Origin of the sequence: Tumidithrix elongata BACA0141 (genome assembly GCF_036349135.1) — a bacterium.
In the GTDB taxonomy this organism is placed as follows: domain Bacteria; phylum Cyanobacteriota; class Cyanobacteriia; order Pseudanabaenales; family Pseudanabaenaceae; genus Tumidithrix; species Tumidithrix elongata.
The window spans coordinates 1-14834 of the sequence record NZ_JAZBJZ010000129.1 but is presented as its reverse complement, the minus strand read 5'-3'; the positions used below and the strand labels follow the sequence as shown (position 1 = coordinate 14834).

Annotated in this window: 15 protein-coding genes and 1 pseudogene; 7 read left to right on the top strand and 9 right to left on the bottom strand. The window is 45.1% G+C overall.

Features of this window, described 5'->3' with window-relative positions:
- Positions 1 to 74: 74 nt before the first annotated feature.
- Both V2H45_RS21945 and V2H45_RS21940 read right to left on the bottom strand, forming a co-directional pair.
- Positions 75 to 1037 (bottom strand): annotated as a pseudogene (locus tag V2H45_RS21945) (HsdM family class I SAM-dependent methyltransferase); the annotation flags it as partial.
- Between the two features lie 7 nt (positions 1038 to 1044).
- Positions 1045 to 1662: a Uma2 family endonuclease gene (locus V2H45_RS21940; RefSeq protein ID WP_330485821.1), complete on the bottom strand. Its 618-nt coding sequence runs from the start codon at positions 1660 to 1662 to the stop codon at positions 1045 to 1047.
- Between the two features lie 460 nt (positions 1663 to 2122).
- On the opposite strand from V2H45_RS21940, the gene V2H45_RS21935 reads away from it, so the two are divergent.
- Entirely contained in the window at positions 2123 to 3316 is a 1194-nt protein-coding gene (locus tag V2H45_RS21935) for an AAA family ATPase (protein WP_330485820.1), read from the top strand.
- A complete protein-coding gene (locus V2H45_RS21930; RefSeq protein ID WP_330485819.1) occupies positions 3313 to 4017 on the top strand; it encodes a hypothetical protein in 705 nt (234 codons plus the stop codon). The genes V2H45_RS21935 and V2H45_RS21930 overlap by 4 nt, the downstream gene beginning before the upstream one ends.
- A gap of 107 nt (positions 4018 to 4124) precedes the next feature.
- On the opposite strand, the gene V2H45_RS21925 is transcribed toward V2H45_RS21930, so the two are convergent.
- The 3 genes from V2H45_RS21925 to V2H45_RS25735 form a co-directional block, all read right to left on the bottom strand.
- Positions 4125 to 6098 carry an ATP-binding protein gene (locus V2H45_RS21925; RefSeq protein ID WP_330485818.1) on the bottom strand — a complete coding sequence of 658 codons (1974 nt, stop codon included), beginning with the start codon at positions 6096 to 6098 and terminating at the stop codon, positions 4125 to 4127.
- 113 nt (positions 6099 to 6211) lie between these two features.
- Positions 6212 to 6454, bottom strand: a complete 243-nt coding sequence (locus V2H45_RS21920; RefSeq protein WP_330485817.1) for a hypothetical protein — start codon at positions 6452 to 6454, stop codon at positions 6212 to 6214.
- Positions 6455 to 6515: 61 nt separating this feature from the next.
- A complete protein-coding gene (locus V2H45_RS25735) occupies positions 6516 to 6797 on the bottom strand; it encodes a 4a-hydroxytetrahydrobiopterin dehydratase (protein ID WP_408648864.1) in 282 nt (93 codons plus the stop codon).
- A gap of 262 nt (positions 6798 to 7059) precedes the next feature.
- Here V2H45_RS25735 and chlG point away from each other — a divergent pair, with 262 nt between their 5' ends.
- Positions 7060 to 8037, top strand: coding sequence for a chlorophyll synthase ChlG (gene chlG / locus V2H45_RS21910; protein WP_330485815.1), 978 nt, complete (start codon positions 7060 to 7062; stop codon positions 8035 to 8037).
- Between the two features lie 91 nt (positions 8038 to 8128).
- Here chlG and V2H45_RS21905 read toward each other — a convergent pair whose 3' ends face one another.
- The 3 genes from V2H45_RS21905 to V2H45_RS21895 all read right to left on the bottom strand — a co-directional run bounded on the left by V2H45_RS21905 (position 8129) and on the right by V2H45_RS21895 (position 10244).
- Positions 8129 to 8911 carry a carbonic anhydrase gene (locus V2H45_RS21905; protein WP_330485814.1) on the bottom strand — a complete coding sequence of 261 codons (783 nt, stop codon included), beginning with the start codon at positions 8909 to 8911 and terminating at the stop codon, positions 8129 to 8131.
- 204 nt (positions 8912 to 9115) lie between these two features.
- A complete protein-coding gene (locus V2H45_RS21900; protein ID WP_330485813.1) occupies positions 9116 to 9529 on the bottom strand; it encodes an allophanate hydrolase-related protein in 414 nt (137 codons plus the stop codon).
- Positions 9530 to 9563: 34 nt separating this feature from the next.
- The gene (locus tag V2H45_RS21895; protein ID WP_408648862.1) at positions 9564 to 10244 is read right to left on the bottom strand and encodes a GntR family transcriptional regulator; all 681 of its coding nucleotides are present in this window, start codon (positions 10242 to 10244) and stop codon (positions 9564 to 9566) included.
- Positions 10245 to 10338: 94 nt separating this feature from the next.
- Between V2H45_RS21895 and V2H45_RS21890 the strand changes: the two genes are divergently transcribed.
- Positions 10339 to 11577: a Zn-dependent hydrolase gene (locus V2H45_RS21890; protein WP_330485811.1), complete on the top strand. Its 1239-nt coding sequence runs from the start codon at positions 10339 to 10341 to the stop codon at positions 11575 to 11577.
- 44 nt (positions 11578 to 11621) lie between these two features.
- Here the strand turns inward: V2H45_RS21890 and V2H45_RS21885 are convergent, their stop codons facing one another.
- Positions 11622 to 12038, bottom strand: a complete 417-nt coding sequence (locus tag V2H45_RS21885; RefSeq protein WP_330485810.1) for a hypothetical protein — start codon at positions 12036 to 12038, stop codon at positions 11622 to 11624.
- A gap of 145 nt (positions 12039 to 12183) precedes the next feature.
- Here V2H45_RS21885 and V2H45_RS21880 point away from each other — a divergent pair, with 145 nt between their 5' ends.
- The 3 genes from V2H45_RS21880 to ftsE all read left to right on the top strand — a co-directional run bounded on the left by V2H45_RS21880 (position 12184) and on the right by ftsE (position 14763).
- Entirely contained in the window at positions 12184 to 12951 is a 768-nt protein-coding gene (locus V2H45_RS21880) for a GUN4 domain-containing protein (RefSeq protein WP_330485809.1), read from the top strand.
- A 6-nt stretch (positions 12952 to 12957) separates the two neighbouring features.
- Positions 12958 to 13809, top strand: coding sequence for a DALR anticodon-binding domain-containing protein (locus tag V2H45_RS21875; RefSeq protein WP_330485808.1), 852 nt, complete (start codon positions 12958 to 12960; stop codon positions 13807 to 13809).
- Between the two features lie 174 nt (positions 13810 to 13983).
- On the top strand, positions 13984 to 14763 hold the full coding sequence (ftsE, locus tag V2H45_RS21870; protein ID WP_330485807.1) for a cell division ATP-binding protein FtsE: 780 nt from the start codon (positions 13984 to 13986) through the stop codon (positions 14761 to 14763).
- The last annotated feature ends 71 nt before the right edge of the window (positions 14764 to 14834 follow it).

Genomic DNA, 14834 nt, shown 5'->3' with positions numbered 1-14834 from the left:
TCTCTTTTTATTTTCGTTTTTCGTCTCTGACTGATTTTTAGAGGTGCCCTAAATCATCTTTATTAATCGATCCAAAAATCGCTAAAATCTGTCTTAAACGGTGGATTTGATACAATATAATCAAATTTCGCTAACTGCGCTCCATCTTTATGATAGGGATACTCCAATGTGTTCCCCTGAATGATATTGGGAATTGAATGTACCAGATTATTTAAAATCAAATTCAATCGCAATAAACTCGACGACTTCTGCGAAATATCCTGCGAATAAATCGTACAGCGCTCCTCACCGATCGCATGGGCAATACTCATCAACAAAGTCCCCGAACCCGCCGAAGGGTCGTAAACCGTGACATTCTGCACCCGCCCCTTCACCAAAATTGCCGACATAATCCTTGCTACTGCATGGGGCGTATAGTACTCGGCATACTTACCGCCATTATCCTTGTTGTAATCCTTAATCAAGTATTCAAATAACGTTGCAAAAAAATCATACTTCTGCGTAAAAATATGTTCTGCACTAAACTTAATCAACTGGTTAACGATCGCCCGACAAAACGCATCACGCTTAGAAGTATCCGTAACAAACTCGCTCACGCGATCGAATAATGGAATCTTAGTATCCCCTTCCGTTTTGACCGAGAAAATGTCATTGTTTTGAATGGCGATATCTCGTAACGTATCATCAAACAACTTCGCAAAATCAGGATTGTTTTGCTTCTCATACAAAGTCGCCAAAAAATGATCGGGCTTTAAATTTGCGGTATTAGAAGGCAATTTCATCAACAGAAACTTATACTCATCCTCAGTCATCGCTTTTAACGACTGTTCCCAACTCTCCGCGATCGCAACCTCCTTTATTGCCTGCTTTACCTCATAAGCAAACTTATCGTTCATCAACTTATACAGAAAGACCTGAGTAATAATTTTGTACTCATTTCCATCATTTCCCAACCCATAGGCAGCACAAATCCCCTTGAGGCTATCAATCAACTCTTTAATCTTTTGCCCAAAATCCGTATCGTTAAGTTGATTCATATCCCTGTTAATTACCCGCTTGAAAAATCTGATTAGCCGTCAAATTCAATTCTGGAAAAGTTGGCGATATAACTCGTTCATCGCCCCTAAATGCGGTTACTTGATATTCGCCATCAATCAACTCATGCACTAAAATCGTTGGCTGCTTTGGATTGCCAATAAACCTTCTACCACCCAATCCCAAATAATCCACAATCCAATATTCAGGAATCCCCATCTCCTCATAATCATTAACCTTAGTGAAATAATCAACCCGCCAATTTGTACTCACCACCTCGATCGCAATCACAATCGATGCTCCTTGAGTGACTGTAGATTGACTCTCCCACAATGGCTCATTTACTAAATTAGAAGTATTTAAAATTAAGATATCAGGTAAATAAGCCGATTCAGCCTCAGGTACTTTCACGAAAGCTTGACTAGGCAGAAAGTAAGGTAGATTTGCCTTTCTATACTCAAAGACTAGCTCCGTAGCTAAAAACCCCTTCACTTGCTCATGCTTTCCAACGGGTTGCGGCATCTCAACAATTACTCCATCATGTAGTTCATAAAGTCTATTCTCTGGCTTCCATTCCACAAATTCTGTAAAAGTCATCAATTCTGTCTTAGCTAGAGTTTGAACCATTTTTGTTTACCTAACTTGTCAACCGAATTTTTATATTATAGCAATACAGAGTATTACAGCCCGTTTCCGTTAAGGGGCAGCGATCTCGTTGACTTGGTAATACTGCGATTCCTGTCGGGATACATACTGCCACATCAAGAATACTTCTATAAATCATCGAATGGAACGCGATCGATGGTTACCCAAACTAAGTTCTACTTTGTAGTCACAAAAATCTCAATCAGTCATCAATAACAGCAATTCTCATTTTGACTTGTAGTTTGCCCTAGCAGTCATATCTTAAAAGAAGACATAGTCGTTCCAAGAGCCGTTATGGCGACTACTCTCAATAACTTGAGTGAAATTAAGCTAAAATTTTCATGATGAGAATTGCTAAACCTAGCTGGAGAAACTTGCTAGCAGGTAAGTTTCTCTCGTATACTACTTGAAAACAAAAGCTCGAATTCGTGGTAGTCATTCAATGAGATTAAAATCAGTCTCGTATTCAGAATTTCTAAATGAGCCGAAGGAGTGGTCAATATCTGACTTTACTCTAGAACCCATCAACTTAGTAGTTGGCAAGAATGCTACTGGAAAAACGCGCACTCTAAATGTTCTGAGTGGTCTTGGGAACCTGCTTTCAGGTAGGCAAAAACCTGGTGCGCTAACCTGTGGTAACTACGATGTCACGTTTGAACACAACGATCGCATCCTGAAGTACATTCTCCAAATCTCAGACCACAAGGTTATTCGTGAGTCGTTCGCAGATGGCGAAAAAATTCTTCTAGAACGTGGTGAAGGTGGTAGGGGATCCATCTTTCATGAAAAAGAACATAAAAATCTAGACTTTCAGACACCTGAAACTGATGCTGCAGTCGTTGCCAGAAGAGATGCAATACAACATCCTTTTCTCCAACCTTTAAGTGATTGGGGCTTAGGTATACGTCATTACTTCTTTGGAGATGCCATGGGCAGAAATATGATCGGTTTGGTCGTCAATGATGCGCCACAGCCCGATCCAACAAATCCTAATGAGGTAGTCGGTCTGTTTCGTAAAGGGTTAAAGCAATATCCAAGTGTCTTCAAAAAGGCGGTCATTGAAGCGATGAACGATATTGGATATGACATCGAGGATATGGATGCAACCACCCCTCAAAACATACAAATCCAGTCGAACTCAATTATTCCGCTTACGCCAGTCACTTTATCTGTTAAAGAACGCTCTTTATCGAGTCAGACAGAGCAAACGGAAATGTCTCAAGGGATGTTCCGTGCGTTGTCGATAGTTATCCATCTCCAGTATGCAATTCATGGAGACCATCCCAGTTTTATACTTATTGATGACATTGGTGAGGGACTAGACTTTGACCGATCTTGCCGCTTAATCCACGTCATCCGCCAATGTGCGAGGGATTCAGAAATCCAGTTGGTCATGAGCACTAACGATCGATTTGTCATGAATAATGTCCCTCTAGAGGAATGGTCTTTGTTAAGTCGCCAAGGCGGGAATGTCACAGTACATAATTACAAAAACTCAAAAGCTGCATTTGACAACTTTAAATTTACAGGACTGAATAACTTCGATTTTCTTGCTATGGACTTCATTAATGAGAAAGAAGATTTTTTTGTAGAGAATTCAAGTGATGTAGAGCTAATAGCTGGAATCCATTCATGAAAAAAATGGCTATTTTTGTTGAAGGCGAAACAGAGTTACGTTTCATTGACAAAATAATACGAGAGATTGCGAATGAGAGGAATCTACAAATCGTATTGGTCAGAGCTTCTGGTGGTGCTAGAAGTCTTCGTGAGTATGAAGATATCGCTGACAGTGGGAGTGGGGCTGATAAGAACTTTTACATCAGAATCATTAATTCAGGTACTGATAATCGTGTTGGCTCTGATATTCGCGAAAACTATGAAACCCTGATAAATGCAGGCTTTAGTGTGATTATTGGTGTTCGTGATGTCTACCCCGACTCTTCACTAGCAGATTTGCCTAAGTTAAGAACTGGACTCCGCTATCGATTACAAACAAAACCCGTCTCCGTTGATTTCATATTAGGCGTAATGGAGATTGAAGCATGGTTTCTTGCGGAGCATACACACTTTACTCGTATACATCCAAGACTTTCAGCTCCTCGCATTGCAGCAGTGCATGGCTTTGACCCCAGTGTTGACGACATGCAACTAAGGCCTCATCCAGCGGATGATCTTCACAATGCGTACTCATTAGAAGGCTTAGCATACAGAAAAACAGCTAGCCACATTCAACGTACTGTTGAGGCTTTAGGTTATGCTGAAATGTACTTGGAACACAAAGCTAAATTCCCAGATTTTGCAGTGTTTATACAAGTGATTGACAAATTTTTTTCATAAATCGCAAACTTACAGCAAATTGACTTCAAATCCACCACAACTAGAACAACGCTAGGTTAGGCGTTATATCCCAATATTTGTGGCGGACTTGCTCAAAAACTGCTGTATTAATCCCCATAAGGATCGTCGTCGGGTTGATAGACAGGGGCAACTTTTAAGGGTTTATGACCGTTCTTGCGCGTAGGAACATGCTGCAAACCCGTTTTCAAGAAGCCGAGAATATCGCTGGGCTTTTGTTGTTCGATGCGATTCACTTGAGAGAGTACGACCTCCTTATCTAGACCCGCGATCGCATCTTTAATCTTTGCAGGCGACAAACGCGAATCGATGCGCCGCAGGCGATAGACCATGGCTTCCTCAAACGGCATATCAGGGACGGGTTGATAGATATTGCGTCCGTCCTGTCCGCGCATCACAGGTGGGCGAGGGAACTTGAGAAATACGGGCTGCGTAAAGTGAGGGTGGCGTACCATCAGTTCGCCTTTGGGCAGGGTGGCAAGTTTGGTTTTCACCGCAGAGGAGAGCGTGCTATAGCCGGGGGTAGCAAGTTCGTCCATATCCATACGTCCGTAAAGCCCCGTACCGCAGTTACCGACGATACGTTTGTGGACTTGCGATCGGAACTGTTGGGCGGAAAATAGAACTTCACCCAAATAGCGGCCGCGTTCTGAAATATCCAAGAGAGTTCGCTTTAAATAGGTGTCGCTACCATCCGAGGCAGCATATTTGTTCAATTCATCCACAAAAATAATTACCCGTTCCACACCCAGACTGTTCTGTTCGAGCGATTCGCGAATCTTGCTGACAATGCGCGTGAAGACGAGATCTTGGGCAGTTGGCTCTAAATTCGCTACATCTACTACATAGATATTACTCTTGCGAAAATCACCCCAAGGCAGATCGTTGACGATATCGCCATTACCAACCAAGCCTTTACAGCGATTGGTGATATTCATCAGGCGGTTTCGCACCTTATAGATCGTGGCAATGTGATGGCTATGCCATTCCTTCTTGTTTTCGCTTTCCATCTCTTCAATCACGCGACTAAACCACTCTTCCAATTTTTGGAAGTTTGACACCTTTACGCCAAGGGTATAGTTCAAATCGGGGTTGCGAATCACTTTCTCCTCGATCAAAGAGAGAACGGCATCGGCTTTGGCATCGACATCATCGCGATTTAACAGAACCTCTGTATATTCAAAAATCTCAGTTAAGCCCCACTGGAGTGGCGAGACGTTATGGAGTAGGGCGGGATGCGTTCGCAGCGTATTCAGGTTATAACCATCGGGCTTAAAGGGAGCATAGTAATGCACGTCATCAAAGGGCGTTGCAGGAATTTCCAGTTTTTCATAGACATCCAATTCCTCCTCTGTAAGCTGTCCGCCCTCCGCAGGGGCGAGATCGAGATAGAGCAAATCGGGTCCCTTGACATTAAAAAATACTGCTGCTACGCCGCGATCGGGATTGTCGGGACAATAGTGCGCGAAGATACTTTTAAGCAAGAATTCCACAAGGGAAGTTTTGGTTGCCAATCCCGATACCCCCGTGATATTCAGATGAGCGGCTTCGGGGCCTAAGAGGAAATCGGCATCGAGATATACGGGCGAATTCATGCCACCCTTGACATAGACACCGACTGGAATGCCGCGACCTTTGCCAACATACTCATCCATGCGCAGGGACATCAGTACGGCATCATCGTCAGCTAGATATACAGGTCCAATCGGAACGGGTTGCAAAGGCTCCTCTGGTTCCATTCGCAAGACGGCGGCTTTAAAGGCGCGAATTTCGGGGCGTTGGGTGGGGGCGATATCGGCTAGCTCAGCACTGCGATCGGCTCCGATATAGTCATACAAGGCGGAAACCAAATCTGTGTAGCCATGGGCTTCGACCACAATGCCATAGATATCCCATTTTGTGGCGGTGGCTTTACCAAAGTTGCGTTTGGGCGGCTGCGCTACGGTAATTTTTACAATAGTGCCAATGCCCACAGGTGAGTTTAGCTCCGTCCAAAAGTTGAAGGTGTCGGGAGTATTCGGGCTACTTTCTGTGGCAAAGACGCGACCAATTAGTTCAGCCATGTGTTTTGGGTGTTTATGTTAGGCGTGAGGTAAGGCAGTCACTGAGGAATAGTCGGCTTAGGTGCTTGAGGAGGATAAAGCGATCGCTTCACCCTCCTCTCAAGCAAGACTAGTTATTCTTCTTCGTCCCAATAATCTTCTGTATATCCAAGTTTTGTGGCAGCAGAACGCTGAGATGAACTTAGATCTTCCCAGTATAGATCGTCAGATTCAGGAGGATCGGTCTCTTCCTCCCAACTGTCCTCATCCCAACCTAGTATGCCCCAGAGTTCCTGCTCTGCTTCGCTCATGTCGATCCAACTCATGTCATCCCATGTATCACCAGGATTCCCTTCTACATCTCGAATGCCTGCCATGCTATACCTCCTGAGAGTTTTTCAAAAATTATGTTAGCTTACAACAAACCCTTGTTCTTACCTAAAACCCATTAATTTGCTTGGCTAGCTCAATGTCAAGCCTACTAATTCCCCCGACATCATGGGTGGTGAGATCGAGGGTGACAAGATTGTAGACATTGTAAATTTCGGGGTGGTGACCTAATTTTTCGGCGGCGATCGCAACTTTCGTCAAAAATCCAAAGGCTTGAATAAAGTCAGCAAACTTAAACGATCTGTGCAACTTGCCATGAACCACCGACCAGCCAGTGAGCTGAGGTAAAACTTGTTTAATTTCAGCATCGCTAAGTTTTCTAGGGATCAGCTCCCCGTCTGCTTTTGCGAGAAAATTGGGGTTTTGACTTAGTCGAGATGGCGCAAAAGAATGGGCGCTAGCTGCATGGGCACTAGCTGTATGGGCATTAGGTATAAAGGTTGCGATCGCGCTTACACAGAGACTTAGCGCCAGATTTGGTGTCAAGTGTGGGGTGATATATTTCATGGGATTCTAAATGCTCTCTAGCACCAGCATATTCCCCAGCATATTAAAGTAGAACTGTACGTGTTAAGTAATTTAAAAACTAAAAATGTCGTCTCCAACTCCTGACCTTCCTTCTAATGACGCTCGCGCCCGTCAAATGCTAGGTATGAAAGGCGCGGATGTCAAAGAAACTTCGATTTGGAAGTTGCGCCTCCAACTGATGAAGCCAATTACTTGGATTCCCCTGATGTGGGGTGTAATTTGCGGGGCTGCTTCGTCAGGTGAGTTTACATGGACAATTCCCAATGTCTTGACTTCGTTGCTATGCATGTTGATGTCAGGCCCTCTGCTCACAGGCTATACGCAGATCATGAATGATTATTACGATCGCGAAATTGATGCGATCAACGAGCCCTATCGACCGATTCCGTCGGGTGCAATGCCGCTCAATCAAGCGATCGCCCAGATTTGGATTTTGCTAATTGCGGGGATTGCAGTAGCGATCGTACTCGATCTAGGTGTGGGGCATACAGACTTCATTATCACCAAACTAGCTGTGGGTGGGGCATTTTTGTCCTATATCTACTCTGCCCCACCACTCAAACTCAAACAAAATGGTTGGCTGGGTAGCTATGCATTGGGGTCGAGTTATATTGCCCTACCTTGGTGGGCGGGTCACGCCCTGTTTGGGACGCTCAATTGGACTGTGGTATGGCTGACCCTGTTTTACAGCCTCGCTGGGCTAGGAATTGCGATTGTCAATGACTTTAAGAGTGTCGAAGGCGATCGCAGTTTGGGGCTTAAGTCTTTGCCTGTAATGTTTGGCATTGACAAAGCTGCGTTGATTTCTGCCACCATGATTGATGTGTTTCAAATTGGTATTGCTGTCTACCTCGTCACCGTGGGACAACAACTACTCGCCAGTTTGATCGTGTTGCTCGTGATTCCTCAAATCACATTTCAAGATATGTACTTCCTGCGCGATCCGTTAAAAAATGATGTGAAATATCAGGCAAGCGCTCAACCTTTCTTGGTTTTAGGAATGCTGGTCGCTGGAATTGCTATGGGTCACGCTGGCATATAAAAATGCTTTACTCCTTGTAACTGTTTCATGATTACAAGGAGTAAAGCATTTCAATAGAATGGATTCCTATTATTATGCAAGTAGTATCTATCTATTCGCGATGTAAGGTAATAACCCTACCGTTTGTGGGTTGGAGCGGACGCGCATCCACCTGATAGAGCTTTTGAAACGCATCAATCTCTTCTTCGGACACTGTAATCGGTTCGGCAAGAACGTTCCATTTTACACTTTCACTACAGGGTGGTGTTGTGAGCGAACCATTGTAGCTAAAGTAAGCTTTGCTCTTAGGTAATAAGTCAGCAGCATTAATCGTGCGATCGCTAACCTTATTGGTTTTGCCAGCAGCAGGAATATTTTGCCAAATCTCATGGATCAGAGGATTCTCTGTTCCTTCATCAAGCATGATGCCAACCACTGCCAGTTTGCCTGCGGCATTACGATGCACTAGATGTAGTTCCATCGCCGAAGCTTTCCCGTCAATCGTATGTTCGCTTGGGGTATGAAAGTGAAATTGGAGAAGTTCGTATTCATTACCGTCAATCGTCACCGTACTTCCTTTCGCGTAATTTGCTTGGATCGTATGACCATTGTTGAAAACGACTAGGGGAGCTGGACTGTAGTGAAAGACAATCTTTGCAGGGCTTCCTTTTACAGCACCTGTGATATTGACAGGAGATTGCTCTTTGCCTGCCTCACACATTGCGAAATCAGTACTGAGATCGCCCCATCGCGTAGGATTTGCTGCTCCACCATAGCTCCAATGTGGGGCTCCTTCAACAGCAAAAATAGGAACGAATGATACAGCAAATAAACCGAAAACAAATGCCGCAAAGATTAGCAAGATTTTGCGGCTAATTCTTGTGATTGGACTCATTTGAATATTCTAAAGCTAGGACTATGGATATATGATAATTACTTTATAAACAAAAAATGAAATTTGCATAGAAAAGTAATATATCCGTGATTTTGCCCTATTTTTTCCCAATTTAATGTCAGTTTAGTATAAAACAGGGCAAAATGTCGATGGCAAATCGAAGCTATCGTTGACTGAGGGGGGATAAATTTTCTAACAATCACCTCATGTAAGACTAGCTTTATAGGCAGCCCAGCCACCTAAGTCTGAGATATCCAACCACTGATATTTTTCCACGAGTTCGCGAGGATAGAGCATTGCCGTCAAGACTTCGCCATCCTCTAAAACCACATCCCCAGGATACATATGGGGCGGCTCGTTTGCGAGTAGATAGTCATATTGCGCGATCGTGAGTTCGTATACTTCGCCTGGAATGCTAATGCCACCCTCTGCCACAGTATAGATTGCAGGATGCCATCCATTCTCAGCCGCATGGAGTCGATAGAGAGGGCGAGTTTTTGCTGGTTTAACGAACGTAGCAGACTGCAGGTTTTGATGGTCGGGTTGACCTTTTAAGGCAGAACCACAGATAAATACTTTTTTGGTTTCCGTTGTTATTTGTCCAGTCGCTTCAGACATAATTTTTCCTTAATATAAAATTGGGTACGGTGATTTATTGACCTGTTTGCAAAATTTCCACGGCTCTCACGACTCTAGCTTTACTGTTCGTGAGATGTCCGCAAATCGTATCCTTGGCGGATTGGGCATCTCTTTGCGCGATCGCTTCGTAAATCTGGCGATGCTCTTGGCGAATTTCTAGTACTTCAGGGTTGTGGTTGGTCGTTCGCAAGCGCAGGAGAAACATCTTATCAAACACTTGTTCTAGTAAAGAAACCAGCCATTTATTTCCAGAGCTTTCGGCAATGAGATGATGGAACTGATAGTCCAATTCTAAAAGTTCTGTGGGTTCCACCAATTTTGCACGAGCTAGCTTCTCAGCCGAGATTACATATTGTTCTAGCTGCTCGATCTCCTGAGTACTGGCGCGATCGCAGGCTCCAGCCACAGAAAGTTGCTCTAGGGCGATGCGGCAGTCATAGAGTTGAATAACATCCCCAATCGAAAGCGTTGCTACCCGCAGACCTCCACTTGCGTCTGCTATCACAAGACCCTCTTGTTGTAACTTGCGAATTGCCTCGCGGATCGGTGTACGACTCACCTGCAAGCGATCGGCCAATTGGGTCTCAACCAGACGCTCGTTAGGGGCTAGTTCACCCGAAAAAATGTTGGTTCGCAAGACCCGATAGGTCTGTTCGTGCAAAGATTGACTGCGTTGGATGGTAGACAAGCCCAAGGTGCGAATTCCTCACTTTCTTGCGTAGTCTTAATGTATACAGTATACATAGTAAATGTCAATTGCTTAAATCTACGCTACTTTTCCCAAACCTATGGCGACTCCCATGCTTTCGACCCTCTCAATCAATGGCGATCGCTTCCTTGCCAGTATTGCTACCTTGGCGCAAATTGGTCAACTCCCAAATGGTGGGGTAGAACGCCTTGCCTATAGCTCAAGGGATATAGAGGCGCGGCAGTTGGTGCAGCAATGGATGCTTGAAGCCGATATGCAGGTCAAGATTGATGCTGGTGGAAATATTATTGGGCGCTATGCAGGGAGCAATCCCAATCTGCCAGCGATCGCTACGGGTTCGCATATCGATACCGTACCCAATGCAGGACATTACGATGGAGCCTATGGTGTGCTGGCAGCCCTAGAAGCGATCCGAACGTTAAAAGAGAATTCCTTACGACTCAAGCACTCCCTAGAAGCGATCGTGTTTGCGGATGAAGAAGGCAGCATGATGGGGAGCAAAGCTATAACGGGGAATGTGAACCCAAATCCTGAGTCCTATCATCCTGTGGAAGGAACGATTCAAACTTGTTTGGCTAGTATTGGGGGAGATTGGCAAAAGATCGAGACAGCTCAGCGCGATCGCCGTGACTTTGCTGCATTTCTGGAACTTCATGTCGAACAAGGCCCCGTATTGGATAGTGCAGGTATCCAGATCGGCGTGGTCGAAGGTGTGGTTGGGCAAAGACGCTATACGATTACCGTCCAAGGTAGTGCCAGCCATGCAGGAACGACCCCTATGTCCATGCGCCAAGACGCACTCGTGGCAGCAGCTCAAGTAATTTTGAGCGTAAATCTATTGGCAAACCTGCCTGGAAAGCAAGTGGCAACGGTGGGTAAAATGTTGGTTAGCCCCAATGCTCCCAATACGATTCCTGCTTTTGTCGAGATGTCTCTAGATATTCGCGACCTATCCGATCGGAATTTAGATAATTTGATCGAGTCTTTAGAGGGCGATCTAGAAGCGATCGCCGCCGCTAACCAGACAAAAATTAGCCTGAAGCCAGTTCTACAGAATCAACCTGCCCTTGCGAGTCCAATCATTCAGTCAGCGATCGTGCAAACCTGTCAAGAGTTAGAGCTTACTTACCTCCATCTGCCTAGTCGCGCTGGGCATGATGCCCAAGAGATGGCAAAATTAACAGAGATGGGAATGATTTTTGTCCCCAGTCAAAATGGGGTCAGTCATTCTGAAACCGAATACACCTCTCCAGAACATTGCGTGCAGGGAGCCAATGTCTTGTTGCATACACTTCTAAAGCTAGATCGACAAATCTAGATCGAGTAGCTTTATACTTCACCGATCTCTGCTTCTATCGTCGCTTACCAATCGCCCCCCGCACCACCACCATCACTACTGCCTCCACCAAAATCACTGGAGGAACTGCCGTAATCGCTACTATAGGAACTGTCATAGCTACTGGAATCACTACTAGAACTGCTATAGCTGCTACTAAAATCGCTGGAACTGTAATCGCCAGAACCACTAATCGAAAGCATCGGTGTTTCCTGTCGATCGTAAGCAAAGACACAGCCACAAAAATGACAGCTATACACCGTTTGTTTCACTAATCGGACAGAGGGAATCTTTTCTTTTGGTTTGCGATCGCTCTTTTCCCCCTTTTTAGTCGTTTCGATCGCTCTCTCGACAGTTAGCTCAGAAACCTCAACTGCATAGGATTTGCAATGGGCGCAAACACTTGTACTGCTGTCAATCTCTCGCCATCCTCGAAATTCCAATTTCCCTAGCGATCACGCTGAGATTTTCATCGGAGTTAGTACACTTTCTAGTTCTTGTGCTGTAAGTTCTTGGGGTGTTTGTCCCGTGCGATCGCTGCGATAATAGCGATCGCATATAAATTTAGCCATTCTAAATCTCATACCCATGACGAGTAACGATCCAAAGCAGCCCCAAAAGCGTGATGTCGTATTAGGCGGTCAAGCGGCAATGCCTAAAGCAGGCGTGGTCTTGGGTGGCTTAGAGGGCGTACAAAGGCGGATCTCCGATCGCAACCAAGACATTGAATATCGGATCGCGGCGTTACAAGAAGCATTAAATTACGGTCAGAGAGGATTGGATCTGTTAATTCGGTCGTTAAAGGATAAGTCCGAGCAAATTCAATGGTCAGCCTACGAACTCTTGCGCGATCGCAGCGAACCAAGAGTCAAACTTGCCCTAGAACTTTTCTCAAACAGCGGTGTGGTCTATATGCCCCTACGCGACCTGCTGGCGGCGGGTAAATGGCGGCAGGCAGATTTAGAAACGACAGCGATTATGCGGCAGCTTTGCAAGCTCGATGTGGGCGATCGCTTGAATGGGATGCATTTCACCCAATTTCCCTGTGAAGACTTGGGGCTGATCGATCGCCTCTGGCGCAAATATAGCAACGGTCATTTTGGATTTAGCGTGCAACAGCCGATCTGGCATCGGTGCGATCAAAGCCGTTGGGATAAGGGCGAAGCTTGGGCATTATTTGGCGATCGCGTTGGGTGGCGCGCCAGCTTCTTTTTGTTTGAAGCCTACCATTGGAAGCAATATCGCGAACTCACCTTTAACCTCTCTGCTCCCAAAGGTCATCTTCCCTTTGTCAGTGGTATTTTTACTATGGAAGCGATCGCCAACCGATTGATTAGCTGCCGCACCAATTCGTGACTTTTCGTGACTTTACTGATAGCGCCTAGCCAAATTCTCAAAGCCAGACTGATGGAAGCGATCGCTTTAGAATTTGATCGTGAGTTCGCTCCTGAATTCGTTCCTAAATTTGCTCCTAAATTTGACAGCGAACTTAATAATGAATTGAAGGAACCGATTTGCGTAAGGCTTAAACCCTCTCAATTACAAGTAAAAGCGGGTTATCCCAAATATTCCTCTGATGAGACTTGTCATTACACGACTTCAGTTAGTTTAAGTCTGGGCAATCTATGCCAGCTCGATCCTCTCATCATTGCGAATCGTTTGCGTAAAAGGCTAGAAGCGATCGCGGATTCTCAATTTACCACCCAAGTATCAGAAAAAGGTTGGCTCAACTTTGAACTCAGCGATCGCTTCTTAATCGATTGCTTAGCGGCTTTATATGATTGGCAACCCGATTCTATCAACAGGAACTATGAAGCTCCCTGGGAAGTGCAATATGCCTATACCCGTTGTTGTGCCTTACTTAGACTCGCAGAACGGGAGGGCTTACTTTGCGATCGGCAGATTCCCTTTAGATGGCAACCCTTCGAGCCTAAACCGAAATTCCTATTTCAAGAACCTGCAGAAATTCAGTTAGTGATGGCGCAGTTGGCGATCGCCGATCGACTTACCGATGAATCTCAAGCCATCTCCGTATCGATGACTTTAAAACTATGTGAAGCGATCGCAAAAAGTTTTCTCAGCTTTTATGATGCTTGCCGTATCTTTGGTGTAAGTCAAAATCAGGCGGTAATACGTGTCAGTTTGCTGTGTCTTACGCAAAAACTCTTGATTTTTCTCGCCCCTGCCCCCGTTACAAACTGTACTGCTTTGTGATATAAAACAGCCAAAAATTGTAAAGCTAGTTTTTATTTAAGAGGCAATATGACCCAAGCGATTAAAGTTACATATTTCAGCTTAATCAGAATGGCTTAGAAATCGCAACGAATCATTGACATGGATGGCTATAATGCTCACACCGATGCCGATCGAGTTCCCTAAATATTACTCATGCTAAAGACTCCTGTTACAGTCCCCAAATTATCAGGTACAGCCTCAGAAGCACCAACTTCAAAGATTCCCAGCCCAACCATCGCTAAAGGCGAACAAACCGATGGGAATAAGCAAGGCAAACCTTTAATCGTGAGCCTTGAGAATGTCAAAAAGACCTACAATAACGGCGCTGTCGGTCTCAACTGTGTCAATTTTGAACTCTTTCAAGGAGATTTTAAGTTTGTCACCGGTCACTCAGGTTCTGGTAAATCCACCCTGCTGAAATTGCTGTATGGGGCAGAGCAGGCAACTTACGGCGATGTGATTGTCAACGGCATTAATCTCAATACCCTCAAAGGCAATGCGCTTGCCATGCTGCGGCGACGGATTGGTATTGTCTTTCAAGACTATAAACTTGTGCCCCGCCGCACGGTAGCCGAGAATGTCGCACTCGTTTTGATGGCACAGGGTTTTACCCATAAAGAAATTCAACGTCGCCTGCAACCCGCGCTCAAAATGGTGGGGCTCACGCACAAAGCCAATTGCTTTCCCGAGGAACTCTCTGGTGGAGAGCAGCAAAGAACGAGTATTGCCAGAGCGATCGTCAACACGCCGCCCCTATTACTAGCCGATGAACCCACAGGAAACCTTGATGCTGAGAACGCATGGCAGGTAATCAAAATCCTTAAAAAGCTTAATTCTTTTGGGGTGACGGTTTTAGTCACAACCCACGATGAGCAAATGGTACGAGCTGCCAATCATCCTGTAATCCATCTTCGCGATGGCTATGTAGTTTAGATTTGGCTTGACTCAAACAACTGACAACTGACAACTGACAACTGACAACTGACAACTGACAACTGACAACT